This window comes from Bacillus paramycoides, assembly GCF_038971285.1.
Classification (GTDB): Bacteria; Bacillota; Bacilli; order Bacillales; family Bacillaceae_G; genus Bacillus_A.
Window position 1 is genome coordinate 92501 of the sequence record NZ_CP152427.1, and the last position, 24987, is coordinate 117487.

Below are 24987 nucleotides of genomic sequence, written 5' to 3' on the forward strand. Positions count from 1 at the left end.
ATAGCGTAAGCTAGTAAGATCCCTGAAAGATGATCAGGTTGATAGGTTCGAGGTGGAAGCATGGTGACATGTGGAGCTGACGAATACTAATAGATCGAGGACTTAACCATATAATATGTAGCAAATGTTATCTAGTTTTGAAGGAATATGCCTTCATAGTTTGGTGATGATGGCAGAGAGGTCACACCCGTTCCCATACCGAACACGGAAGTTAAGCTCTCTAGCGCCGATGGTAGTTGGGACCTTGTCCCTGTGAGAGTAGGACGTCGCCAAGCAATTAAACACGAGTCATTTGACTCGTGTTTTTTCGTGTTTTCTTTTATAATCCATAGTAATAAAAAAATGTGTTTAAATAATAATAATTTTGATTAAATACAGGGGAATGTGGCTAGGATAGTGAATAAGCAAAAGAGTTGCAAATTTTATTAATACGTATATAATTAAAGTCAAAGATAGTCAAAGTCAATAAAGGTGGCGGATAAATGAGAAATATATCTGATATCATTGAGCAATATCTAAAGCAAGTTATTGACTTAAGCAATAATAATGTGATTGAAATCAAAAGAAATGAGATTGCGGATCGATTCGAGTGCGTACCATCTCAAATCAATTATGTAATCAATACCCGTTTTACGTTAGAAAGAGGATTTGTAGTAGAAAGTAAACGTGGTGGAGGAGGTTACATTCGCATTATAAAAGTCAAACTGCATGACGATATAGACATTATTAATCAAATGCTTCATATGATTGATCATAGCGTTGCTCAAGGAAATGCAGAGAGTATGATTATACGTTTAATAGAAGAGGGAATCATAACAAATCGTGAAGCTAAACTCATGTTAAGTGTACTAGATCGTTCTGTACTATCAATGGATGTTCCTTCTCGAGATGAACTTAGGGCTCGAATATTATGCGCAATGTTAAGGACACTGAAATATAAATAAATACAGCTTTTGTAAAAGAATAATAATTAAGAAATAAGGCAGTTAAATATTGTAGAAGTTTTGAAAAAAGAACACGCACTTTTATTTAAACGAAAAAAGGAAAGTGAACAATCTAGTAATGTATGAAAAGTACTATGAGATAGATCGTTCCTGTTGTAAAGGTGGGGATAGTGATGACTTGTCAAAACTGTAATATAAGACCAGCAACTTTACATTATACAAAAGTAATTAACGAAAAGAAGGCGGAAGTTCATCTTTGTGAGCAATGTGCAGAACAAAGTGGCTATACGTCTTTCTTTCAATCATCGCAGTCTAACTTTTCATTCCATGATTTATTTGCTGGGTTATTACACGGTGAATCAACAATGTTTGAAGAAGGAAAAAACGGATTTTCGAATACAAGTATATTAAGGTGTCCAGATTGTAAGATGACATATGAGCAATTTACAAAGGTAGGACGCTTTGGATGTGCTTCTTGTTACGATACATTTAAGGAACATTTAAAGCCCTTATTAAAACGTCTTCACGGCGGGCATACAGATCATTGTGGAAAAATTCCTAAACGTATAGAAGGAAATATTCACTTAAAGAAAGAATTAGATGAACTAAAACTCATTCTGAAACAATATGTACAGAAAGAGGAGTTTGAGAAAGCTGCTGAAATAAGGGATAAAATTCGAGGTCTTGAAACTCAGCTTAGTGAGCATAGAGAGGGGGAATAGTTCTATGTCACTGGACAAAATTATGAATGAAGCGATTAGTCCATGGATGAAGGGGGATGGCCCTGATTCTGATATTGTTTTAAGTAGCCGAATTCGTTTGGCCCGTAATTTTAAAAAGTATCAATTCTCTACTATGCAAAACGAAGAAGAAGCTGAACAGATTCATGAATTATTTAAAAAGGAATTTATAAATAAAACGGTAGAACCTTTTGGAGAGTTTGAACTATTAAAAATGAATGAGTTAACGCCTCTTCAAAGGAGAGTATTAGTTGAAAAGCATTTAATTAGTCCCAACCTTGCAGGAACAGAATATGGAGCATGTTTATTGTCAGAAAGCGAACATATTAGTGTCATGCTGAATGAAGAAGACCATATTCGGATTCAATGCTTATTTTCAGGATTGCAGTTATCAGAGGCTCTTCAAAGTGCCAATCAAATAGATAATTGGATAGAAAAAGAGGTTGAGTATGCTTTTGATGAATCACTTGGATATATTACGAGCTGCCCTACTAACGTTGGTACAGGATTAAGAGCTTCTGTAATGATTCATTTACCAGGACTCGTCTTAACGAAAAGAATTAGCCGTATCATACAAGTAATTCAAAAATTAGGGTTAGTAGTAAGAGGAATATACGGTGAAGGTAGCGAAGCGTTAGGTAATATATTTCAAGTGTCAAATCAAATGACACTAGGAAAATCTGAAGAAGATATTATTGCAGATTTAAAGAGTGTCATTCAACAAATTATACAGCAAGAAAAAATGGCGAGAGAATTAATTGTACAAAATTCAAGTATTGAGCTTGAAGACAAAGTTTATCGCTCTTATGGCATACTAGCAAACAGTCGATTGATTCAATCTGCGGAAGCGGCCAATTGCTTATCAGATGTACGACTTGGTATTGATTTAGGATATATAAAAGGTGTGTCGAGAAATATTTTGACTGAGCTAATGGTTCTTACACAACCAGGCATTTTACAACAATATGCAGGAGGGCCTTTAGGACCAGAAGAAAGAGATTATCGAAGATCAACCTTAATCCGTGAGCGATTACGTATTGAAAAAAACTAAGCGCAAGTAGGAGGCGATTTCTATGATGTTTGGAAGATTTACAGAAAGAGCACAGAAAGTATTAGCTTTATCTCAAGAGGAAGCAATTCGCATTGGGCATAATAATATTGGAACAGAACATATTTTACTTGGGCTTGTACGCGAAGGTGAAGGAATTGCAGCAAAAGCGTTAATTGCTCTTGGATTAAGCCCGGAGAAAGTTCAAAAAGAGGTAGAAGCGTTAATTGGGCGCGGAACAGAAGCTTCTCAAACTGTGCATTATACACCGCGTGCTAAAAAAGTTATTGAATTGTCTATGGATGAAGCTCGCAAATTAGGTCATTCTTACGTTGGAACAGAACATATTTTACTTGGTTTAATCCGCGAGGGTGAAGGTGTAGCGGCACGTGTTTTAAATAACTTGGGTGTTAGTCTAAATAAGGCAAGACAACAAGTATTGCAACTTCTTGGAAGTAATGAAGCAAGTTCAGGTCACCAAGGTGGTTCTTCAACAAATGCAAATACACCAACACTTGATAGCTTAGCACGTGATTTAACAGTTGTTGCACGTGAAAATCGTTTAGATCCTGTTATCGGACGTGGTAAAGAAATTCAACGTGTAATTGAAGTTTTAAGCCGTAGAACAAAAAACAACCCTGTATTAATCGGTGAGCCTGGTGTAGGTAAAACGGCAATTGCAGAAGGGTTAGCACAACAAATCGTAAATAACGAAGTTCCTGAAACTTTAAGAGATAAGCGTGTTATGACGCTAGATATGGGTACAGTGGTAGCTGGAACGAAATATCGTGGTGAATTTGAAGATCGTTTGAAGAAAGTAATGGATGAAATCCGCCAAGCAGGAAATATCATTCTATTTATTGATGAACTTCATACATTAATTGGTGCAGGTGGAGCAGAAGGTGCCATTGACGCATCGAACATTTTAAAACCGTCTTTAGCTCGTGGAGAGTTACAATGTATTGGGGCGACAACGTTAGATGAATATCGCAAATATATTGAAAAAGATGCGGCTTTAGAGAGACGTTTCCAACCAATTCACGTTGATGAACCAAGCTTAGATGAATCAACTCAAATCTTGAAAGGCTTACGTGATCGTTATGAGGCACATCACCGCGTATCTATTACAGATGATGCAATTGATGCAGCTGTAAAGCTTTCAGACCGTTATATTACAGATCGTTTCTTACCAGATAAAGCGATTGATTTAATTGATGAAGCTGCTTCAAAGGTTCGTTTACGCTCTTATACAACACCACCAAATTTAAAAGAGCTTGAAGTGAAGCTTGAGGAAATTAGAAAAGAAAAAGATGCAGCTGTACAAAGTCAAGAATTTGAAAAGGCTGCTTCGTTACGTGATATGGAACAACGCTTACGTGAGAAGTTAGAAGATACGAAGCGTCAATGGAAAGAGCAACAAGGAAAAGAAAACTCAGAAGTGACAGTAGAAGATATTGCAAATGTCGTTTCTACGTGGACTCGTATCCCGGTTTCTAAACTTGCACAAACAGAGACTGATAAATTATTAAACTTAGAATCCATTCTTCACGATCGTGTTATTGGTCAAGATGAAGCGGTAGTAGCTGTAGCGAAAGCTGTTCGTCGTGCTAGAGCAGGATTGAAAGATCCGAAACGTCCAATTGGTTCATTTATTTTCTTAGGACCAACAGGTGTAGGTAAAACGGAGCTAGCAAGAGCGTTAGCAGAATCTATGTTCGGTGATGAGGATGCAATGATCCGCATCGATATGTCGGAGTACATGGAGAAGCATTCTACTTCTCGTTTAGTTGGTTCTCCTCCAGGATATGTTGGATATGAAGAAGGTGGACAGTTAACAGAGAAAGTTCGCCGTAAGCCATATTCAGTAGTCTTATTAGATGAAGTAGAGAAAGCTCATCCTGATGTGTTTAACATTCTACTACAAGTATTAGAAGATGGTCGCTTAACAGATTCTAAAGGTCGTACAGTTGATTTCCGTAATACGATTGTTATTATGACATCTAACGTTGGTGCAGAGGCGTTAAAACGTAATAAACATCTTGGATTTAACGTCCAAGATGAGAGCCGCGATTATTCAGATATGAAAGGTAAAGTAATGGATGAATTGAAAAAGGCATTTCGTCCAGAATTCTTAAACCGTATTGATGAAATTATCGTGTTCCATATGCTTGAGAAAAAACATATTCAAGAGATTGTAACACTTATGGTAAATCAGTTAGTGAACCGCTTAAAAGAGCAAGAAATTGAATTGCATTTAACAGAAGGAGCGATTTCAGCTATTGCTGATAAAGGATTTGACCGAGAGTACGGTGCTCGTCCGCTTCGTAGAGCAATTCAGAAACATGTAGAAGATAGACTATCGGAAGAACTTTTAAAAGGTGCTATTGAGAAAGGACAAAAAGTTATCTTTGATGTTGAAGGAGAATCATTTGTCATTCATAGTGCTGAAAAGGTAAAATAAGTATAGACAAACTAAGAGGGCTACGAGATAGCCCTCTTTCTTGTACGAGAAGGATAAACTGTTTATAGATGAAAGTGAAGTGAAATATAAAACGATATGGCTAAAAAGAAAACAAAATTCACATGTCAAGAGTGTGGGTATCAGTCACCGAAATATATGGGGAAATGCCCTGGATGTGGTCAATGGAATACGCTTGTTGAAGAGATGGAACCGGTTGTATCATCAAGGCGCCTTAATTATGCCAATGCAATTCAATCGGAAGTAACAAAACCAAGACGCCTAACAGAAGTAGAAACAAAGTCTGAGGCGCGTATTGAAACGAAATTTCAAGAATTTAATCGTGTACTTGGTGGCGGGATTGTAGATGGTTCCTTAGTACTTATTGGCGGAGACCCTGGGATTGGAAAATCAACGTTACTATTACAAATATCATCGCAATTAGCAGATTCTTCATATGATGTACTATATATATCGGGTGAAGAATCAGCAAAACAGATTAAACTGCGCGCGGATCGTTTACATGTAAATGGTAGTAATCTATTTGTTGTATCAGAGACGGATTTACAGCGAATTGCAGCACACATTGAAGAAGTGAATCCAGCCTTTGTTGTTATTGATTCCATCCAAACGATACATTTACCTGAGGTAACGTCAGCACCGGGAAGTGTGGCACAAGTACGTGAATGTACAGCGGAATTAATGAAACTTGCAAAAACGAAAGGGATCCCTATTTTTATCGTTGGACATGTGACAAAAGAGGGCGCAATCGCAGGACCTCGTATGTTAGAACATATGGTCGATGCAGTTCTTTACTTTGAAGGAGACCGTCATCATACATATCGTATTTTGCGAGCTGTGAAGAATCGTTTTGGTTCTACAAATGAAATGGGTATTTTTGAAATGAAGGAACTTGGTCTTGCAGAAGTCTTAAACCCTTCTGAAATTTTCCTGGAGGAAAGACCAGTTGGGGTTGCGGGATCGACAGTGGTTGCCTCAATGGAAGGAACACGACCAGTTTTAGTAGAAATACAAGCATTAATCTCCCCTACTAGTTTTGGAAACCCTCGAAGAATGGCAACGGGAATTGACCATAACCGTGTATCGCTTATTATGGCAGTGTTAGAAAAAAGAACAGGTTTATTATTGCAAAATCAAGACGCATATTTAAAAGTAGCAGGCGGTTTGAAGTTAGATGAACCAGCAATTGATTTAGCTGTGGCTTTAAGTATAGCTTCAAGTTTTAGAGATAAATCTACGGCACCGACCGATGCAGTAATAGGAGAAGTGGGATTAACTGGAGAAATAAGAAGGGTATCAAGAATTGAACAACGTGTACAAGAAGCAGCTAAATTAGGATTTCAACGCGCTATTATTCCTAGAAAAAATTTAGGAGGATGGACAATTCCGGATGGGATTGAGGTAGTAGGTGTATCCAATTTAGGAGAAGCGCTTCGTTTGACATTAGGAGGCTAGGCTATGGAAGAAAACAAGCAACGTGTCAAAAGTATGATTAATATTTTACAACTTGTGGCCCCAGGAACACCACTGCGCGAAGGGATAGATAATGTACTTCGCGCACAAACAGGGGGATTAATTGTTCTTGGATATAATGAACAAATTAAAAGTATTGTTGATGGCGGGTTTCATATTAATTGTGCATTCTCTCCCGCTAGTTTATACGAATTAGCAAAAATGGATGGAGCACTTATTTTAAATGAAACTGGAAGTAAAATTTTGATTGCGAACGCACAGTTAGTTCCAGATTCATCTATTGACTCTATTGAGACTGGTATGCGCCATCGAACGGCGGAGCGTGTAGCAAAGCAGACAGGTAGCCTTGTAGTGGCTATTTCACAAAGACGTAACGTAATTACGCTATATCAAGGGAATTTACGTTATACACTAAAAGATATAGGTGTTATTTTAACAAAGGCAAACCAAGCTATTCAAACGTTAGAAAAATATAAGGCTGTATGGAATGATGGGATTACGAATTTGGGCATTCTAGAATTTGAAGAGGTCGTTACAATGTCCGAAGTAGTTCATGTTTTACATAGTGTTGAAATGGTACTACGTATTAAAAATGAAATATTGAGCTATATCCATGAACTGGGGACAGAAGGTAGGTTAATTCGTTTACAACTTACGGAACTACTAGCCGATTTAGAAGCAGAGGCAGCACTATTAATTAAAGATTACTATCAAGAGAAAACGCAAGATCATCATCAAATATTGAAAAAGTTACAAGAACTTGCAAATGCACAACTTCTAGAGGATAGCGATTTAGTTAAATTGCTCGGATACCCAGGACAAACAAGTTTAGAAGAAAGTGTGACACCGAGAGGATATCGAATCACTAGCAAAATTTCACGTGTTCCACCACTTATCATTGAAAATTTAATTAATCGATTTAAAACCTTACAAGGTGTTTGTCGGGCGACTATTAATGAATTAGATGATGTGGAAGGAATTGGGGAAGTCAGGGCGAAGAAAATACGAGAAGGCCTAAAAAGAATTCAAGAGCATCTCTATATGAGTAGACACAATTAAGAATATTACATTGATTCCATAATATAACGACACTAGAACATTTTTGGTATATGATATGATATATTGGTAAATAAAACTATTTATAAAAAAACACGTCCGCTTTTGCATTCGGCGTTTTGATTAGCGAAACAATGGTTAATAATGAGTAGGAGGTGGTTGGATGTTAAAACGGATTGTACAGCTCTTCTTTTTAGTAATCGGGGGAGCGTTAGGGATTTATTTAATCCCAAAAGTTATTAATGTATTAGACATCGGTGCCATTCCTTTACTGGAAGGATCGTATGTTCGTGCAATTATTGGTGCAATTATTTTATTTTTAACAACATTTTGGCTTGTAGATTATATTGTTCAACTTATTAAGCATATTGAAGAGGCTCTTGTAAAAGCGCCTGTAGCGGATGTTTTATTTGGTACATTAGGTTTAATCTCGGGGCTTATTGTTGCGTACTTAATTTTAATACCAATTCGTGAATTTACAATTCCAGTTATTAGTACGGTGTTGCAAGTGTTCTTCACTCTTTTACTAGGATATTTAGGATTCCAAGTAGGTTTTAAAAAGAGGAATGAATTGTTAGGATTATTTACATTACCACAACGTGGGAAGAAGAAAAATAATAATAGTGAGAATGAAGAGCCAGAAAATGAGGCAGAAGAATCTTTAGCGCATTGGAAAATTCTTGATACGAGTGTAATTATCGATGGGCGTATTGCTGATATTTGCCAAACAAAGTTCTTAGAAGGAACAATTGTCATTCCACAATTCGTGTTAGAAGAACTTCAGCACATTGCTGATTCTTCCGATGCTTTAAAGCGTAATCGTGGTCGCAGAGGATTAGACATTTTAAATCGTATTCAAAAAGAGATGCCGATTCCGGTAGAGATTTATGAAGGCGATTTCGAGGATATTCAAGAAGTGGATAGCAAACTTGTAAAGTTGGCGAAAATCACTGGTGGAACGGTAGTAACGAATGATTTCAACTTAAACAAAGTTTCTGAATTACAAGGGGTAACGGTGTTAAACATTAACGATTTAGCTAATGCAATTAAACCTGTTGTACTCCCAGGTGAAGAACTAAGTGTTTATGTTGTAAAAGATGGAAAAGAACAAAATCAAGGTGTTGCATATTTAGATGACGGCACGATGATTGTAGTAGAAGACGGTAGAGAATATGTAGGCTCACAACTCGATGTACTCGTTACGAGTGTGTTACAAACATCGGCGGGTCGTATGATTTTCGCCAAACGTAAGTTATTAGAAAAAGCATTATAAGTAGAGGGTTATTAATATGTATACATTAATTATTCCAGCAGCTGGTCAAGGAAAGCGGATGGGTGCTGGCAAAAATAAGTTGTTTTTACTTATTAATGAAGTACCGATTATTGTGCATACGTTACGTGCTTTTGAAAAGGATAAGGCGTGTAAAAATATTATTATGGCAATTAATGAAGAAGAGCGCCCGTATTTTGAAGAGTTAATGCAGAAGTATCCAATTGAAAAGCCAGTACAATTTATTCAAGGTGGAGCTGAAAGACAAGATAGTGTGTATAACGCGATTCAGCATACGAGTGGTGTTGAGTATGTTCTTGTACATGATGGAGCACGCCCGTTCATAGCGAATAAAGTGATTCAAGATGTATTAACTGCAGCAGAAAAATATGGAGCTTCCATTTGTGCGGTGCCAGTAAAAGATACCGTTAAGAAAGTAGAGCAGGGTGTCGTTGTCGAAACGGTAGAGAGATCTCAGCTTAAAGCTGTACAAACACCGCAAGGGTTTTCTGTTTCTCTTTTATTAGAAGCTCATAGAAGCGCGAAGCAGAGTTGTTTTCTTGGTACAGATGATGCAAGTCTCATAGAACGTATCGGGAAGCAAGTAGGTGTAGTAGAGGGGAGTTACTATAATATTAAAGTAACGACTCCAGAGGATTTACTAATTGCTGAAAGTTTTCTTCACGTTCAAAAGAAATGATAGCAATGATTATAGCGAAGAAAAGCTCGGCAAAGGCCGGGCTTTTCTTTATAAGGATAGCGATATAATATAGAATCATAAAGCCCAGTAGTTTAGCTTGAGGAGGATGTAAAAAATGTTTCGAATTGGACAAGGTTTTGATGTGCATGAATTCGCGGAAGGTAGACCGTTAATTATTGGTGGAATTACAATTCCCCATGAGAAAGGATTAATCGGTCATTCGGATGCAGATGTATTGTTACATACGATTGCGGACGCATGCTTAGGTGCAATAGCAGCAGGAGATATCGGAAAACATTTCCCTGACACAGACCCTGCCTTTAAAGATGCTGATTCAGCTGTATTATTGCAAAAGGTTTGGGAATTTGTGCGTGAACAAGGTTATGAGTTAGGGAATTTAGATTGTACAATTATTGCTCAAAAGCCAAAAATGGCACCACATATTGAAAGTATGCGTAAACGCATTAGCGAGCTATTAGAAACGTCTATTGATAATATTAATGTAAAGGCAACAACAACAGAAAAATTAGGATTTACAGGTAGAGAAGAAGGAATTGCTTCTCAAGCAGTTGTTTTATTGCAGAAAAAATAATGGTTTTTAATTCGTAAGATGGATAATCACATTTTTTTGGTGTACAATTATAGAATGTGTTGACATTAAGAATGGAAGGTGTACCAATTATGGAAAAGCAAGTGAGAGTGCGCTATGCGCCAAGTCCAACAGGACACTTACATATCGGAAATGCGCGTACGGCATTATTTAATTATTTATTTGCTCGTCATCAAGATGGTAAGTTTATTATTCGTATTGAAGATACTGATGTAAAACGTAATGTTGCAGGTGGAGAAGAAAGCCAATTAAAATACTTGAAATGGCTCGGTATGGACTGGGATGAAGGTGTTGATGTTGGTGGTGAATTTGGACCATATCGTCAAACAGAGCGTTTAGATATTTATAAAAAGTTATATGAAGATTTATTAGAGCGTGGTCTAGCTTACAAATGTTATATGACAGAAGAAGAGTTAGAAGCAGAACGTGAAGGGCAAATCGCTCGTGGTGAAACACCTCGTTACGCAGGTAACCACCGTGATTTAACTGAAGCACAAGTGAAAGAATTTGAAGCTGAGGGACGTATTCCAAGTATTCGTTTCCGTGTACCAGCTGACCGTGATTACACATTTAAAGATATCGTAAAAGATGAAGTTGCATTCCATTCAAATGATTTTGGTGATTTCGTTATCGTGAAAAAAGATGGAATTCCAACTTATAACTTTGCGGTAGCGGTAGATGATCACTTAATGGAAATTACACACGTACTTCGTGGTGATGACCATATTTCAAACACGCCAAAACAAATGATGATTTATGAAGCTTTCGGTTGGGATATCCCACAATTCGGTCACATGACTTTAATTGTAAATGAAAGCCGTAAAAAATTAAGTAAGCGTGATGAATCTATTATTCAATTTATTGAGCAATATAAAGAGCTTGGATATCTTCCAGAAGCAATCTTTAACTTTATTGCATTACTAGGTTGGTCGCCAGTAGGAGAAGAAGAAATCTTCTCTCAAGAAGAGTTTATCAAAATGTTCGATGCAGCTCGTTTATCAAAATCACCTGCATTATTTGATTCTCAAAAACTAAAATGGATGAACAACCAATATATGAAAAAGCAAGATTTAGATACGGTAGTAGAATTAAGCTTACCGCATCTAGTGAAAGCTGGACGTATAGGTGAAACTTTAAGTGAACAAGAACAAGCTTGGATTCGTGATGTAATTGCGTTATATCATGAACAAATGAGCTTTGGAGCTGAAATTGTAGAGCTTTCCGAAATGTTCTTCAAAGATCATGTTGATTATGAAGAAGAAGGACAAGAAGTATTAAAAGGTGAACAAGTACCAGAAGTACTTCGTGCATTTGCTGGTCAAGTAGAAGCACTAGAAGCGATGGAACCAGCAGCAATTAAGGCGGCTATTAAAGCAGTTCAAAAGGAAACAGGTCATAAAGGTAAAAACTTATTTATGCCAATCCGTGTTGCAACTACTGGTCAAACACATGGCCCAGAGCTTCCAAATGCTATTGCACTTCTTGGAAAAGAAAAAGTTTTAAATCGTCTACAAAAAGTAATTGGTTAACATTTTCTAGGTTTAGAAATATAATAAGTATACTTAAAACCTAATAAGGAAAAGCGACGAGAAGGAGAAGTAGAAAATCAGGCTTTTTACAGAGAGAACCACCTTTAGGCTGGAAGTGGTTTATAAGCGGATTTTTGAAATGCCCCTTCGAGTCTTCTGCTGAACAGCAAATTGTTTTGTAAAGTAAGCAGAAGCGGTTTACACCGTTATCAAAGATGAGTTTGAGGCTTTTTTAGCCTAAACAGAGTGGAACCGCGCTTATAAGGCGTCTCTGTCAATATGACAGAGGCGTCTTTTTTTATACCGTAAAACTGGGTGTGAGTATAAGTTTTATCCGCGTGTATAAAGATTTAGGGAGATAAGTAGGGAGTTAGTTCACTCGAAAAAGCAGCCCATAAAGGGGAGGGAACGTCGATGTTTAAGAGGCTTCGGGAAGATATTGAAGTCGTTTTTGAACAGGATCCAGCGGCAAGAAGTTACTTCGAAGTCATTTTGACTTACTCTGGATTACATGCAGTTTGGGCCCATCGAATTGCACATGCTTTTTATAAAAAGAATTTCTTCTTTATGGCACGTTGGATCTCACAAGTTAGTCGTTTCTTTACTGGCATTGAGATTCATCCAGGAGCAACAATTGGTCGTCGTTTTTTCATAGACCATGGGATGGGGGTTGTAATTGGAGAAACGTGTGAAATTGGTGATAATGTAACGATCTATCAAGGGGTTACATTAGGTGGTACGGGTAAAGAAAAGGGAAAGAGGCACCCTACAATCCAGGATAATGTATTAATTGCAACGGGTGCTAAAGTACTAGGATCCATTACAGTTGGAGAGAATTCTAAAATTGGAGCAGGTTCTGTCGTATTAAAAGAAGTCCCTGCACATTCTACAGTTGTAGGTATACCTGGCCGAGTCGTTATTCAAAATGGAGTAAAGATTGGTCAAGAATTAAATCATTCTGACCTTCCGGATCCAATTTTTGATAAATTAAAGGTTATGGAAGTAGAACTTGATAAATTAAAAAAACAACTTGAAGTAAAGGTAGAAAGGGAGGATAAAAATGACTATTCACATTTATAATACGTTAACACGTCAAAAGGAAGAGTTTACTCCATTAGAAGAAAATAAGGTAAAGATGTACGTATGCGGACCTACAGTTTATAACTACATTCACATTGGGAATGCGAGACCACCTATGGTATTTGATACGGTACGCCGTTATTTAGAATATAAAGGGTATGATGTGCAGTACGTATCTAACTTTACTGACGTAGATGATAAATTAATTAAAGCAGCAAATGAATTAGGTGAAGATGTGCCAACAATTGCTGATCGTTTCGTTGAAGCGTATTTTGAAGATGTAACGGCGCTAGGTTGCAAGCATGCAACAGTGCACCCGCGTGTAACGGAAAATATGGATATCATTATTGAATTTATTCAAGAACTTGTGAATAAAGGATATGCATATGAATCAGAAGGAGATGTGTACTTTAGAACGAAGGAATTCGAAGGGTACGGTAAATTATCTCATCAACCAATCGCAGACTTACGTCACGGTGCGCGCATTGAAGTAGGAGAGAAGAAACAAGATCCACTTGATTTTGCTTTATGGAAAGCTGCGAAAGAAGGAGAAATCTTCTGGGAGAGCCCTTGGGGGCAAGGTCGTCCAGGTTGGCATATCGAATGCTCGGCAATGGCGCGTAAATACTTAGGGGACACAATCGATATTCATGCTGGTGGTCAAGACTTGGCATTTCCTCATCATGAGAATGAAATCGCGCAATCTGAGGCGTTAACAGGAAAAACATTTGCACGTTATTGGATGCACAATGGATATATTAATATTAATAATGAGAAGATGTCTAAGTCACTTGGGAACTTCATTTTAGTTCACGATATCATTAAGCAATATGATCCACAGTTAATTAGATTCTTTATGCTATCAGTGCATTACCGTCACCCAATTAATTTCAGTGAAGAGTTATTACAAAGTACAAATAACGGACTGGAAAGAATTAAAACGGCTTACGGTAACTTAAAACACCGTATGGAAAGTAGTACGGATTTAACAGATCATAATGAGAAATGGTTGGCTGAACTGGAGAAATTCCAGACTGCATTTGAAGAAGCGATGGATGATGACTTCAATACTGCTAATGCAATCACTGAGTTATATAATGTAGCCAATCATGCAAATCAATATTTACTGGAAGAGCATACGTCTACAGTGGTAATTGAAGCATACGTAAAACAACTTGAAACATTATTTGATATTTTAGGATTGGAATTAGCGCAAGAAGAGTTACTTGATGAAGAAATTGAGGCGCTTATTCAAAAACGTATTGAAGCTCGTAAAAATCGTGATTTTGCATTGTCAGATCAAATTCGCGATGATTTAAAAGACCGTAACATTATTTTAGAAGATACCGCTCAAGGTACAAGATGGAAAAGAGGATAAGAATGATTGATGCAAAGCAATTAAACAGCTTAGCGTTAGCATATATGGGTGATGCGGTATATGAACAATATATCCGCTATCACCTACTTCAAAAAGGGAAAGTTCGTCCTAATCAATTACATCGATTAGGGACAAGCTTTGTTTCGGCAAAGGCACAGGCGAAAGTTGTTTATCATTTATTAGAGGCAGCATTTTTAACTGAGGAAGAAGAAGCGGTACTAAGAAGAGGACGCAATGCCAATTCGGGTACTGTTCCGAAAAATACGGATGTACAAACATATCGACATAGTACAGCCTTTGAAGCGCTTATTGGCTATCATCACTTATTAAATAATCGTGAAAGATTAGACGAAATTGTATATAAGGCAATTGCTGTTTTAGAAGAAAAGGAAGGGGGCACATCATCATGAGTAGTGAATATATTATCGGACGTAACCCTGTAATTGAAGCGTTACGCTCAGGAAGAGATATTAATAAAATTTGGATCGCAGAAGGTGCTGCCAAAGGACAGGTACAAATTGTACTAGCACTAGCGAAAGAAAATAAGATTATTTTACAACATGCACCAAAAAAGAAATTAGATCAATTAGTTGAGGGGAACCATCAAGGTGTAATTGCGCAAGTGGCTGCATATCAATATGCTGAGCTAGAAGATCTATTCAAAGTAGCAGAGAAGCGTAATGAAGATCCGTTCTTCTTAATTTTAGATGAAATTGAAGACCCGCATAACCTAGGTTCTATTATGCGTACTGCGGATGCGACAGGAGCTCATGGCATTATTATTCCAAAAAGAAGAGCTGTAGGACTTACAGCATCAGTTGCGAAAGCATCTACTGGGGCAATTGAATATATTCCGGTTGCGCGCGTAACGAATTTATCTCGTACAATCGATGAATTAAAAGAACGTGGACTTTGGATTGCTGGTACAGACGCAAAAGGGAAAACAGATTACCGTAATTTAGATGGTAAAATGCCAATTGGATTAGTAATTGGAAGTGAAGGAAAAGGTATGAGTCGTATTATTGGTGAAAAATGTGATTTCTTAATTACTTTACCGATGGTTGGTAAAGTTACATCCTTAAATGCTTCAGTAGCCGCAAGTCTGTTAATGTATGAGGTATATCGTAAACGTAACGAAATTGGTAAATAAAAAATGAACGATATTTTAATCGTTGACGGTTACAACATTATTGGAGCTTGGGGAGACTTGAAGAAACTACGGGATGTAGATTTGCAATCATCAAGAGATGCACTGATTGATAAGATGGCGGATTATCAAGGTTACACAGGTATAAGGGTAATGATAGTCTTTGATGCTTATACAGTCCACGGTATTGAAAAAAAGATGAAACAATCGCGTGTGGAAGTGATATTCACAAGGAAGAATCAAACTGCAGATGAAAAGATAGAGCAACTTGCAATTGAGCTTAGAAATATAAATACGCAAATATATGTTGCGACTTCTGATTATACGGAACAATGGGTTATATTTGCGCAAGGTGCTCTTCGGAAATCTGCACGTGAATTAGAGTTGGAAGTACAAGCGATGGAGCAACAAGTAAGAAGGCGTACACAAGACACAAAAGAAAAACAACCCGCCATGCGAAAGATATTTAGTAAAGATATTACAGAAAAGTTAGAAAAATTAAGAAGAGGAGAGCGTTGAAGCATTGACGCTCTTTGTCTTTTTACTGTATAATATTGCTAAATAAATAGCGGTCGGAGGGATCAAGGTGGAAGCAGGCTTCGTAAGTGTAGGCGACGTTACATTTCGTGATTTAGAAGATGAGGCAATCGTTGAGTTAGTTCGAAAAGGTAATACTGACGCTCTAGAATATTTGATTCACAAATATAAGAACTTTGTTCGCGCGAAATCGAGATCTTATTTCTTAGTGGGTGCCGATCGAGAAGATATTGTTCAAGAAGGTATGATTGGATTGTTTAAAGCGATTCGTGATTATAAAGAGGACAAGCTGTCTTCATTCAAAGCATTTGCTGAACTGTGTATCACTCGACAAATTATTACCGCTATTAAAACAGCAACCAGGCAAAAGCATATTCCGTTAAATTCATATGTGTCTTTAGATAAACCGATTTATGATGAGGAATCGGATCGGACATTATTAGATGTTATTTCGGAAGCGAAGGTAACTGATCCTGAAGAAATGATTATAAGTCAGGAAGAATATACAGACATAGAGTCTAAAATATCTGAATTATTAAGCGATTTAGAAAGAAAAGTGCTTTCTTTATATCTGGATGGTCGTTCTTATCAGGAGATTTCGGAACAGTTAAATAGACATGTGAAATCTATTGATAACGCTTTACAAAGGGTGAAGCGAAAATTGGAACGATATATGGAAATGAGAGAGAGTACCACTTTAAATTCATAACAAGTACTACAGGTGTAAAAATCACCTGTTTTCTTTTTGTAGAGAGTACAAAAGGCATGACATTGACATTGTCTTTTGTTGTATGATACATTTTTAGGGACATAATGTTACAAGGTTGGTGTAACTAATGAGGAAAAAAGTTGTACTCTCATGTGAAGAGTGTAAAAATCGAAACTACTCTACGATGAAAGATACGAGCTCAGTAGAGCGACTTGAAATAAAGAAATTCTGTAAAACATGCAATCAGCATACAGTTCACAAGGAAACAAAATAAATAATTGAAATAATACACTGGAGGTCCCGTAGATGCGTTTAACGAACTTTTTCGGCGATGTAGGTCGCGAAATGAAAAAAGTAAGTTGGCCTAAAAAAGATGAATTACTCCGTTCAACAGCGACTGTTATCGCTACAGTTGTCTTCTTTGCGATTTTCTTCGCAGTGGTTGATATGGGCATTTCTTCTTTAATTCGGTTAATTCTTGGTTAATTCTTGAATAAGAAGCACTTATCCATGATATAATGTTATTTATAAGAACTGTGTAAAAGCCCGGTGAACGGGTTTTTTCATTTGCGCAAAAAAATGTACGTCAGGGAGGGAAGGACGCTCGTCCTAAATGAATGGAAAAAAGTTGGTATGTTGTCCATACTTATTCTGGATATGAAAATAAAGTAAAAGCAAACCTAGAGAAACGTGTAGAATCAATGGGTATGCAAGATAAAATTTTCCGTGTTGTTGTCCCGGAAGAAGTAGAAGTAGAAATGAAAAACGGTAAAGAAAAATTAATGAAAAGAAAAGTGTTCCCAGGTTATGTATTAGTAGAACTAATCATGACTGATGACTCTTGGTATGTTGTACGTAACACGCCAGGTGTAACTGGGTTCGTTGGTTCTTCTGGTTCTGGATCTAAACCATCACCTCTATTGGAAGAGGAAGTTGTTACCATTATGAAACATATGGGAATGGACAACGAAGTGGTTGATTTCGACTTTGAACTTCATGAGACAGTACGTGTAAATGAGGGGCCATTCGCAGATTATACAGGTGCTATCGAAGAAATTGATGTGGAGAAGAAAAAGGTTAGCGTGCTTGTGGACATGTTTGGTCGCGAGACTCCAGTTGAGCTTGACTTCCATCAAATTGAAAAATTATAAAATGAAACTTGAAATGAATTGTAAAAAGTGATAATATCTTTTAAGTCAGTACGTCTTCGTTATCGGAGACGTTTTTTGAAAGATTTTATCCTTACAGATAAAATATGACGTGGGAGGGCAAATCACTGTCCAATTGACCACATCACGGACTTAAGGAGGTGTGTCTCGTGGCTAAAAAGGTAATTAAAATGGTAAAACTTCAAATTCCTGCAGGTAAAGCTAACCCAGCTCCACCAGTTGGTCCAGCATTAGGACAAGCAGGTGTTAACATCATGGGCTTCTGTAAAGAGTTTAACGCTCGTACAGCAGATCAAGCTGGTCTTATCATCCCTGTTGAAATTACGGTATTTGAGGACCGTTCATTCACTTTCATTACTAAAACTCCTCCTGCTGCTGTTCTTCTTAAGAAAGTAGCTGGTATTGAGTCTGGTTCTGGTGAACCAAACCGTAATAAAGTGGCAACTGTTAAGCGTGATAAAGTACGCGAAATCGCTGAAACTAAAATGCCTGACCTTAACGCTGCTAGCGTAGAAGCTGCAATGCGTATGGTTGAAGGTACTGCACGCAGTATGGGCATCGTTATCGAAGACTAATTCGATTTGTTTTTTAAAAAAGGTTGCGGGTCTGGAATTCCAATTCGCAACCTTTATTATCGTAAATGATTATCGTTTTTAAATAAATGGATGGCGCGCATCCTCAGGTTATACCTGAAAATAAGCGTAAACGTGGGAGGTTATTCCGCTAAAACCACATTCGAGGAGGAAATAAAAATGGCTAAAAGAGGTAAAAAGTACGTAGAAGCTGCAAAGCTTGTTGATCGTGCAGCTGCTTACTCTGCAACAGAAGCAGTAGAATTAGTAAAGAAAACAAACACAGCTAAATTTGATGCAACTGTAGAAGCTGCATTCCGTTTAGGTGTTGACCCTAAGAAAGCTGACCAACAAATCCGTGGTGCAGTTGTTCTTCCGCACGGTACTGGTAAAGTACAACGTGTATTAGTATTCGCTAAAGGTGAAAAAGCTAAAGAAGCTGAAGCTGCTGGAGCTGACTTCGTAGGCGATGCAGATTACATTGGTAAAATCCAACAAGGTTGGTTCGATTTCGATGTAGTAGTAGCAACTCCTGACATGATGGGTGAAGTTGGTAAACTTGGTCGCGTATTAGGACCTAAAGGTTTAATGCCAAACCCTAAAACTGGAACAGTTACTTTCGATGTAACTAAAGCTGTTAACGAAATCAAAGCTGGTAAAGTTGAATACCGCGTTGATAAAGCTGGTAACATCCACGTTCCAATCGGTAAAGTATCTTTCGAAGATGCTAAATTAGTAGAAAACTTCAGAACAATTGCTGACACTTTACAAAAAGTTAAGCCAGCTGCTGCAAAAGGTACTTACATGAAGAACGTAACAGTTGCTTCTACAATGGGACCTGGCGTACGTGTAGACGTTTCTACATTAGCGTAAATTTTGGAAGTTGACTTCATAAAGAAGTTTTTATATAATCATTTATGTTGTGAATTTAATTAGTGTACCGTAGACAGTAGGTGTCAATAGACTTAATTTCCTACCTAGGTGTTAATATACGAAGCGGAATTTTTTTCTGTGACTATATGCCTCCATGTCTACAAGTTGGGCATGGAGGTTTTTAGTGCACTTTCGGTACATCTTCTATATAATCTACAGGAGGTGTAATAACATGAGCAAAGTAATCGAAACTAAACAACAAGTTGTAACTGAAATCGCGGACAAACTTCGCGCTAGTAAATCTACAATCGTTGTTGACTACCGTGGTTTAACAGTTTCTGAGGCAACAGAATTACGTAAGCAATTACGTGAAGCTGGCGTTGAGTTCAAAGTTTACAAAAACTCTCTAACTCGTCGTGCTGCAGAGTCTGCTGAAATGGCTGAGTTAAATGAATTCTTAACAGGACCAAACGCAATCGCGTTCAGTAACGAGGATGTAGTTGCTCCTGCGAAAGTATTAAACGACTTCGCTAAAGATCATGAAGCTTTAGAAATTAAAGCGGGCGTAATCGAAGGTAAACTTGTAACACTTGATGAGGTTAAAGCAATCGCTACTCTTCCATCACGTGAAGGCTTACTTTCTATGCTTCTTAGCGTTCTTCAAGCTCCAATCCGTAACCTTGCACTTGCTACTAAAGCAGTTGCAGACCAAAAGGAAGAGCAAGGCGCTTAATTTTTTAAAAGATAATTACGTATTATCGATAAAACAATACAAACCTATTTAAGGGAGGATATTTACAATGACTAAAGAACAAATCATTGAAGCAGTTAAATCTATGACTGTATTAGAACTTAACGACTTAGTAAAAGCTATCGAGGAAGAATTCGGCGTAACTGCTGCTGCTCCTGTAGCTGTTGCTGGTGGCGCTGGAGAAGCTGCTGCTGAGAAAACTGAATTTGATGTGGAACTAACTAGCGCTGGTGCACAAAAAATCAAAGTTATCAAAGTTGTTCGTGAAATCACTGGTCTTGGCTTAAAAGAAGCTAAAGAATTAGTTGACAACACTCCAAAAGTAATCAAAGAAGCTGCTGCTAAAGAAGAAGCTGAAGAAATCAAAGCTAAACTTGAAGAAGTTGGCGCTGCTGTAGAAGTTAAGTAATTAACTTTTGATGCTTTAAAAAAAGCTCGCTCTCATGCGAGCTTTTTTTTTAACTGTAAAGAAAAGAGGTGGCCATATGGCAGACCATTATTTTTCTAACGACCCTTCTAGTAAAAGTGATCGTAAGCGATGGGAATTTACCCTTCGTGGATCTCAATTTACTTTCTTATCTGACCGTGGGGTGTTCTCGAAAAACGAAGTGGACTTTGGTTCTCGTCTTTTAATTGAAGCGTTTCAAGTGCCAGATATTAAAGGTGATATATTAGACGTAGGTTGTGGATATGGACCAATTGGTTTATCGTTGGCGAAAGAGTTTCAAGACCGTAAAGTTCACATGGTGGATGTGAATGAAAGGGCACTTGAGCTTGCGAAAGAAAATGCCGCTAACAATAGAATTGGAAATGTGCACATTTTTCAAAGTAGCGTCTATGAAAATGTAGATGGTATGTATGCTGCCATTCTATCTAATCCTCCAATTCGTGCAGGTAAAGATATCGTGCATGAGATTTTAGAAAAAGCTGTAGAGCATTTAGTTCCAGGTGGAGAGTTGTGGATTGTTATTCAAAAGAAGCAAGGTGCACCATCTGCGCTGAAAAAACTAGAAGAAGTATTTTCTGAAGTCGAAGTTGTAGAAAAGAAAAAAGGATATTATATCATAAAATCAAAAAAACGTTGACGGTTATTTTTGGCTATGTTAACATTATACAATGCCAATATATGATTTTCTGCGTTGAGAAAGATGTATATTTTTGTTTCTCTTGGAAAAGATAGTAAAATCAGCAGATTATGAAACAGAATGATGGTTTTCTTATAGAAGCCATTTTTCTTTTTTGAGCAGGTAGAAAGACTCAACGTATTTATCTTTAAGAGAAAAAAGACTACGCTAAATAGCAGTAGTTGTATTTATTTGTGATTTTGCACAAATTTTTTTGTGCATTTATAATACTCATGATTTGAGGGGTGAAGCAGTTGACAGGTCAACTAGTTCAATACGGACGCCACCGCCAACGAAGAAGTTATGCCCGTATTAGTGAAGTATTAGAGTTACCAAATCTTATCGAAATTCAAACCTCTTCTTATCAGTGGTTTCTTGATGAGGGTTTGCGAGAAATGTTCCAAGACATTTCTCCGATTGAAGACTTTACGGGAAATCTATCGCTTGAATTTATCGACTACAGCTTGGGTGAACCTAAATACTCTGTAGACGAATGCAAAGAGCGTGATGTGACGTATGCAGCACCACTTCGTGTAAAAGTGCGTCTAATCAACAAGGAAACTGGTGAAGTAAAAGAACAAGATGTGTTCATGGGAGATTTCCCACTCATGACAGAGACTGGAACATTCGTAATTAACGGTGCAGAACGTGTTATCGTTTCCCAGTTAGTTCGCTCTCCAAGCGTATACTATAGTGGCAAAGTGGATAAAAACGGAAAACGTGGTTTTACTGCTACTGTAATTCCAAACCGCGGAGCTTGGTTAGAGTATGAGACAGATGCTAAGGATGTTGTATATGTGCGTATTGACCGTACGCGTAAACTTCCTGTAACTGTTTTGTTACGCGCATTAGGGTTTGGCTCTGATCAAGAAATCACCGAGCTTTTAGGTGATAACGAATACTTAAGCAACACATTAGAAAAAGACAACACAGATAGCACAGAAAAAGCATTGCTTGAAATTTATGAGCGTCTACGTCCTGGTGAACCACCAACAGTAGAAAATGCTAAGAGCTTACTTGTGTCTCGTTTCTTCGATCCAAAGCGCTACGATTTAGCAAATGTAGGTCGCTACAAGATCAACAAGAAGTTACACATTAAAAACAGATTGTTTAATCAACGTTTAGCTGAAACATTAGTGGATCCAGAAACTGGTGAAATTTTAGCGGCAGAAGGAACAATCTTAGATCGTCGTACACTTGATCGCATTTTACCTTACTTAGAGAAAAACATTGGATTCAAAACAGCGAAACCAATGGGTGGAGTGGTAGAAGGCGATGTTGAGCTGCAATCTATTAAGATTTATGCTCCTGAGTCGGAAGGCGAACGCGTAATTAACGTAATTGGTAATGCAAATATTACTCGCGATGTAAAACACATCACACCAGGTGATATCCTTGCTTCTATCAGTTACTTCTTCAACCTACTATACAAAGTAGGGGATACAGATGATATCGACCATTTAGGAAACCGTCGTCTGCGTTCTGTTGGAGAACTATTACAAAATCAATTCCGTATCGGTCTTTCTCGTATGGAACGTGTTGTTCGTGAGAGAATGTCGATCCAAGATACAAATGCAATTACACCACAGGCACTAATTAACATTCGTCCTGTTATTGCATCTATTAAAGAGTTCTTCGGAAGTTCTCAGTTATCTCAGTTCATGGACCAAACAAACCCATTAGCAGAGCTAACTCACAAACGAAGACTATCTGCATTAGGACCGGGTGGTTTAACGCGTGAGCGCGCAGGCTTTGAAGTGCGTGACGTGCACTACTCTCACTATGGTCGTATGTGTCCAATCGAAACACCAGAGGGACCAAACATCGGTTTGATTAACTCATTATCTTCGTTCGCGAAAGTAAATGAGTTTGGTTTCATTGAAACACCATACCGTCGTGTTGACCCAGAAACTGGTCTTGTAACAGGGCATGTTGATTATTTAACAGCAGATGAAGAAGATAATTATGTTGTAGCCCAAGCGAACATGAAGTTATCTGAAGAAGGAGAATTCCTTGATGAAGATATCGTAGCTCGGTTCCGTGGTGAAAACATTGTCACAAATAAAGAACGCATCGACTACATGGATGTATCACCAAAACAAGTAGTGTCGGCAGCGACAGCTTGTATTCCGTTCTTAGAAAACGATGACTCTAACCGCGCACTTATGGGAGCGAACATGCAACGTCAGGCGGTTCCGTTAATGAATCCGGAATCTCCGATTGTAGGTACAGGTATGGAGTACGTATCAGCAAAAGACTCAGGTGCTGCAGTAATCTGTAAACACCCTGGTATTGTTGAACGCGTAGAAGCACGTGAAGTTTGGGTACGTCGCTATGTAGAAGTTGACGGTCAAACAGTAAAAGGCGATTTAGATCGCTACAAAATGCAAAAATTCATTCGTTCTAACCAAGGAACTTGCTACAACCAACGTCCAATCGTAAGTGTTGGAAATGAAGTTGTAAAAGGTGAAATCCTTGCGGATGGTCCTTCTATGGAATTAGGTGAACTAGCACTTGGACGTAACGTGCTTGTTGGCTTCATGACTTGGGACGGTTATAACTACGAGGATGCGATCATCATGAGTGAGCGCCTTGTAAAAGATGATGTGTACACTTCTATTCATATTGAAGAATATGAGTCAGAAGCTCGTGATACGAAGCTTGGACCAGAAGAAATTACACGTGACATTCCAAACGTTGGGGAAGATGCATTACGTAACCTTGACGAGCGCGGTATCATTCGCGTTGGTGCTGAAGTAAAAGATGGAGATTTACTTGTTGGTAAAGTAACACCTAAAGGTGTAACAGAATTAACAGCTGAAGAACGTCTATTACATGCAATCTTTGGAGAAAAAGCACGTGAAGTACGTGATACATCACTACGTGTACCACACGGTGGTGGCGGTATTATCTTAGACGTAAAAGTATTCAACCGCGAAGATGGCGATGAATTGCCACCAGGTGTGAATCAACTTGTACGTGCATATATCGTTCAAAAACGTAAAATTTCTGAAGGTGACAAGATGGCCGGACGTCACGGTAACAAAGGTGTTATCTCTCGTATTTTACCAGAAGAAGATATGCCTTACTTACCAGACGGTACGCCAATCGATATCATGTTAAACCCATTAGGGGTACCATCTCGTATGAATATCGGTCAGGTATTAGAGCTTCATCTTGGTATGGCGGCAAGATACCTTGGCATTCACATTGCAACACCAGTATTCGATGGTGCTCGTGAGGAAGATGTTTGGGGCACAATTGAAGAAGCTGGTATGGCAAATGACGCGAAAACAATCCTGTATGACGGACGTACTGGTGAACCATTCGATAACCGCGTATCTGTTGGTGTCATGTATATGATCAAACTTGCGCACATGGTTGACGATAAACTTCATGCTCGTTCTACTGGACCATACTCACTTGTAACGCAGCAGCCTCTTGGAGGTAAAGCTCAGTTCGGTGGACAGCGTTTCGGTGAGATGGAGGTTTGGGCACTTGAAGCTTACGGTGCTGCTTATACTCTTCAAGAAATCTTAACAGTGAAGTCTGATGATGTTGTTGGACGTGTTAAGACGTATGAAGCAATTGTTAAAGGCGAAAATGTTCCAGAACCAGGCGTTCCTGAATCATTCAAAGTATTGATTAAAGAGCTGCAAAGTTTAGGTATGGACGTTAAAATGATGTCTAGCGACGATACAGAAATTGAAATGCGTGATACAGAAGATGACGATGATCATCAATCAGCAGATAAATTGAATGTCGAAGTTGAGACAACTAAGGAATAATTGGGATAAC

At 38.0% G+C, this 24987-nt stretch carries 25 protein-coding genes, 2 rRNA genes and 2 other annotated features (1 of these 29 running past the window's edge); all 27 genes read left to right on the forward strand.

Features of this window, described 5'->3' with window-relative positions; all coding sequences use genetic code 11:
* Positions 1 to 110 (forward strand): 23S ribosomal RNA (locus tag AAG068_RS00500); it begins 2812 nt to the left of the window's first position.
* A 49-nt stretch (positions 111 to 159) separates the two neighbouring features.
* Positions 160 to 275: ribosomal RNA gene (gene rrf, locus AAG068_RS00505) — 5S ribosomal RNA — on the forward strand.
* 207 nt (positions 276 to 482) lie between these two features.
* Complete coding sequence (ctsR, locus tag AAG068_RS00510) at positions 483 to 944, forward strand: transcriptional regulator CtsR (protein WP_342716605.1); 462 nt, start codon at positions 483 to 485, stop codon at positions 942 to 944.
* A gap of 173 nt (positions 945 to 1117) precedes the next feature.
* Positions 1118 to 1666 (forward strand): UvrB/UvrC motif-containing protein, encoded by a 549-nt coding sequence (locus AAG068_RS00515; RefSeq protein WP_342716606.1) that lies wholly within the window; start codon positions 1118 to 1120, stop codon positions 1664 to 1666.
* Between the two features lie 4 nt (positions 1667 to 1670).
* Positions 1671 to 2735, forward strand: a complete 1065-nt coding sequence (locus AAG068_RS00520) for a protein arginine kinase (protein ID WP_342716607.1) — start codon at positions 1671 to 1673, stop codon at positions 2733 to 2735.
* Between the two features lie 22 nt (positions 2736 to 2757).
* A complete protein-coding gene (clpC, locus tag AAG068_RS00525; protein ID WP_000971179.1) occupies positions 2758 to 5193 on the forward strand; it encodes an ATP-dependent protease ATP-binding subunit ClpC in 2436 nt (811 codons plus the stop codon).
* Positions 5194 to 5289: 96 nt separating this feature from the next.
* Entirely contained in the window at positions 5290 to 6666 is a 1377-nt protein-coding gene (radA, locus tag AAG068_RS00530; protein ID WP_001085207.1) for a DNA repair protein RadA, read from the forward strand.
* A gap of 3 nt (positions 6667 to 6669) precedes the next feature.
* Positions 6670 to 7743, forward strand: a complete 1074-nt coding sequence (disA, locus tag AAG068_RS00535; protein WP_342716608.1) for a DNA integrity scanning diadenylate cyclase DisA — start codon at positions 6670 to 6672, stop codon at positions 7741 to 7743.
* A 160-nt stretch (positions 7744 to 7903) separates the two neighbouring features.
* Entirely contained in the window at positions 7904 to 9013 is a 1110-nt protein-coding gene (locus AAG068_RS00540; protein ID WP_342716609.1) for a PIN/TRAM domain-containing protein, read from the forward strand.
* A gap of 16 nt (positions 9014 to 9029) precedes the next feature.
* The gene (ispD, locus tag AAG068_RS00545) at positions 9030 to 9710 is read left to right on the forward strand and encodes a 2-C-methyl-D-erythritol 4-phosphate cytidylyltransferase (RefSeq protein WP_342716610.1); all 681 of its coding nucleotides are present in this window, start codon (positions 9030 to 9032) and stop codon (positions 9708 to 9710) included.
* Positions 9711 to 9825: 115 nt separating this feature from the next.
* Positions 9826 to 10302, forward strand: coding sequence for a 2-C-methyl-D-erythritol 2,4-cyclodiphosphate synthase (gene ispF / locus AAG068_RS00550; protein ID WP_000488386.1), 477 nt, complete (start codon positions 9826 to 9828; stop codon positions 10300 to 10302).
* An 89-nt stretch (positions 10303 to 10391) separates the two neighbouring features.
* Positions 10392 to 11849 carry a glutamate--tRNA ligase gene (gene gltX / locus AAG068_RS00555; RefSeq protein WP_000415154.1) on the forward strand — a complete coding sequence of 486 codons (1458 nt, stop codon included), beginning with the start codon at positions 10392 to 10394 and terminating at the stop codon, positions 11847 to 11849.
* Between the two features lie 47 nt (positions 11850 to 11896).
* Positions 11897 to 12125: a binding site (T-box leader), on the forward strand.
* 138 nt (positions 12126 to 12263) lie between these two features.
* On the forward strand, positions 12264 to 12929 hold the full coding sequence (gene cysE / locus AAG068_RS00560; RefSeq protein ID WP_098669546.1) for a serine O-acetyltransferase: 666 nt from the start codon (positions 12264 to 12266) through the stop codon (positions 12927 to 12929).
* Complete coding sequence (gene cysS, locus AAG068_RS00565; protein ID WP_306188688.1) at positions 12910 to 14307, forward strand: cysteine--tRNA ligase; 1398 nt, start codon at positions 12910 to 12912, stop codon at positions 14305 to 14307. The genes cysE and cysS overlap by 20 nt, the downstream gene beginning before the upstream one ends.
* Positions 14308 to 14309: 2 nt before the next feature.
* Positions 14310 to 14717, forward strand: a complete 408-nt coding sequence (locus tag AAG068_RS00570; RefSeq protein ID WP_168898396.1) for a Mini-ribonuclease 3 — start codon at positions 14310 to 14312, stop codon at positions 14715 to 14717.
* Entirely contained in the window at positions 14714 to 15457 is a 744-nt protein-coding gene (rlmB, locus tag AAG068_RS00575) for a 23S rRNA (guanosine(2251)-2'-O)-methyltransferase RlmB (protein WP_000093759.1), read from the forward strand. Before AAG068_RS00570 ends, rlmB begins: the two co-directional genes overlap by 4 nt.
* Positions 15458 to 15460: 3 nt before the next feature.
* Complete coding sequence (locus AAG068_RS00580) at positions 15461 to 15973, forward strand: NYN domain-containing protein (RefSeq protein WP_342716611.1); 513 nt, start codon at positions 15461 to 15463, stop codon at positions 15971 to 15973.
* Positions 15974 to 16040: 67 nt separating this feature from the next.
* Positions 16041 to 16700: an RNA polymerase sporulation sigma factor SigH gene (locus tag AAG068_RS00585; protein ID WP_000387198.1), complete on the forward strand. Its 660-nt coding sequence runs from the start codon at positions 16041 to 16043 to the stop codon at positions 16698 to 16700.
* A gap of 127 nt (positions 16701 to 16827) precedes the next feature.
* Positions 16828 to 16974, forward strand: a complete 147-nt coding sequence (rpmG, locus tag AAG068_RS00590) for a 50S ribosomal protein L33 (RefSeq protein ID WP_002070160.1) — start codon at positions 16828 to 16830, stop codon at positions 16972 to 16974.
* Positions 16975 to 17006: 32 nt separating this feature from the next.
* A complete protein-coding gene (gene secE / locus AAG068_RS00595) occupies positions 17007 to 17186 on the forward strand; it encodes a preprotein translocase subunit SecE (RefSeq protein ID WP_001241321.1) in 180 nt (59 codons plus the stop codon).
* 131 nt (positions 17187 to 17317) lie between these two features.
* A complete protein-coding gene (nusG, locus tag AAG068_RS00600; protein ID WP_000415794.1) occupies positions 17318 to 17851 on the forward strand; it encodes a transcription termination/antitermination protein NusG in 534 nt (177 codons plus the stop codon).
* 167 nt (positions 17852 to 18018) lie between these two features.
* Positions 18019 to 18444 (forward strand): 50S ribosomal protein L11, encoded by a 426-nt coding sequence (rplK, locus tag AAG068_RS00605; RefSeq protein WP_001085872.1) that lies wholly within the window; start codon positions 18019 to 18021, stop codon positions 18442 to 18444.
* A 177-nt stretch (positions 18445 to 18621) separates the two neighbouring features.
* Entirely contained in the window at positions 18622 to 19314 is a 693-nt protein-coding gene (gene rplA / locus AAG068_RS00610) for a 50S ribosomal protein L1 (protein WP_002020168.1), read from the forward strand.
* 49 nt (positions 19315 to 19363) lie between these two features.
* Positions 19364 to 19507: a sequence feature (ribosomal protein L10 leader region), on the forward strand.
* Between the two features lie 39 nt (positions 19508 to 19546).
* Positions 19547 to 20047 carry a 50S ribosomal protein L10 gene (gene rplJ, locus AAG068_RS00615; RefSeq protein ID WP_000048716.1) on the forward strand — a complete coding sequence of 167 codons (501 nt, stop codon included), beginning with the start codon at positions 19547 to 19549 and terminating at the stop codon, positions 20045 to 20047.
* Positions 20048 to 20114: 67 nt separating this feature from the next.
* Complete coding sequence (gene rplL / locus AAG068_RS00620; RefSeq protein WP_000159736.1) at positions 20115 to 20474, forward strand: 50S ribosomal protein L7/L12; 360 nt, start codon at positions 20115 to 20117, stop codon at positions 20472 to 20474.
* A 76-nt stretch (positions 20475 to 20550) separates the two neighbouring features.
* On the forward strand, positions 20551 to 21150 hold the full coding sequence (locus tag AAG068_RS00625) for a class I SAM-dependent methyltransferase (RefSeq protein ID WP_000763282.1): 600 nt from the start codon (positions 20551 to 20553) through the stop codon (positions 21148 to 21150).
* A gap of 293 nt (positions 21151 to 21443) precedes the next feature.
* Positions 21444 to 24977: a DNA-directed RNA polymerase subunit beta gene (rpoB, locus tag AAG068_RS00630; protein WP_000147554.1), complete on the forward strand. Its 3534-nt coding sequence runs from the start codon at positions 21444 to 21446 to the stop codon at positions 24975 to 24977.
* Positions 24978 to 24987 lie beyond the last annotated feature (10 nt).

Excerpts from the sequence above, each read along its gene's own strand:
- ctsR (WP_342716605.1), top strand. The coding sequence starts at position 483 with ATGAGAAATATATCTGATATCATTGAGCAATATCTAAAGCAAGTTATT.
- AAG068_RS00515 (WP_342716606.1), top strand. The coding sequence starts at position 1,118 with ATGACTTGTCAAAACTGTAATATAAGACCAGCAACTTTACATTATACA.
- AAG068_RS00520 (WP_342716607.1), top strand. The coding sequence starts at position 1,671 with ATGTCACTGGACAAAATTATGAATGAAGCGATTAGTCCATGGATGAAG.
- clpC (WP_000971179.1), top strand. The coding sequence starts at position 2,758 with ATGATGTTTGGAAGATTTACAGAAAGAGCACAGAAAGTATTAGCTTTA.
- radA (WP_001085207.1), top strand. The coding sequence starts at position 5,290 with ATGGCTAAAAAGAAAACAAAATTCACATGTCAAGAGTGTGGGTATCAG.
- disA (WP_342716608.1), top strand. The coding sequence starts at position 6,670 with ATGGAAGAAAACAAGCAACGTGTCAAAAGTATGATTAATATTTTACAA.
- AAG068_RS00540 (WP_342716609.1), top strand. The coding sequence starts at position 7,904 with ATGTTAAAACGGATTGTACAGCTCTTCTTTTTAGTAATCGGGGGAGCG.
- ispD (WP_342716610.1), top strand. The coding sequence starts at position 9,030 with ATGTATACATTAATTATTCCAGCAGCTGGTCAAGGAAAGCGGATGGGT.
- ispF (WP_000488386.1), top strand. The coding sequence starts at position 9,826 with ATGTTTCGAATTGGACAAGGTTTTGATGTGCATGAATTCGCGGAAGGT.
- gltX (WP_000415154.1), top strand. The coding sequence starts at position 10,392 with ATGGAAAAGCAAGTGAGAGTGCGCTATGCGCCAAGTCCAACAGGACAC.
- cysE (WP_098669546.1), top strand. The coding sequence starts at position 12,264 with ATGTTTAAGAGGCTTCGGGAAGATATTGAAGTCGTTTTTGAACAGGAT.
- cysS (WP_306188688.1), top strand. The coding sequence starts at position 12,910 with ATGACTATTCACATTTATAATACGTTAACACGTCAAAAGGAAGAGTTT.
- AAG068_RS00570 (WP_168898396.1), top strand. The coding sequence starts at position 14,310 with ATGATTGATGCAAAGCAATTAAACAGCTTAGCGTTAGCATATATGGGT.
- rlmB (WP_000093759.1), top strand. The coding sequence starts at position 14,714 with ATGAGTAGTGAATATATTATCGGACGTAACCCTGTAATTGAAGCGTTA.
- AAG068_RS00580 (WP_342716611.1), top strand. The coding sequence starts at position 15,461 with ATGAACGATATTTTAATCGTTGACGGTTACAACATTATTGGAGCTTGG.
- rpmG (WP_002070160.1), top strand. The coding sequence starts at position 16,828 with ATGAGGAAAAAAGTTGTACTCTCATGTGAAGAGTGTAAAAATCGAAAC.
- secE (WP_001241321.1), top strand. The coding sequence starts at position 17,007 with ATGCGTTTAACGAACTTTTTCGGCGATGTAGGTCGCGAAATGAAAAAA.
- nusG (WP_000415794.1), top strand. The coding sequence starts at position 17,318 with ATGGAAAAAAGTTGGTATGTTGTCCATACTTATTCTGGATATGAAAAT.
- rplA (WP_002020168.1), top strand. The coding sequence starts at position 18,622 with ATGGCTAAAAGAGGTAAAAAGTACGTAGAAGCTGCAAAGCTTGTTGAT.
- rplJ (WP_000048716.1), top strand. The coding sequence starts at position 19,547 with ATGAGCAAAGTAATCGAAACTAAACAACAAGTTGTAACTGAAATCGCG.
- rplL (WP_000159736.1), top strand. The coding sequence starts at position 20,115 with ATGACTAAAGAACAAATCATTGAAGCAGTTAAATCTATGACTGTATTA.
- AAG068_RS00625 (WP_000763282.1), top strand. The coding sequence starts at position 20,551 with ATGGCAGACCATTATTTTTCTAACGACCCTTCTAGTAAAAGTGATCGT.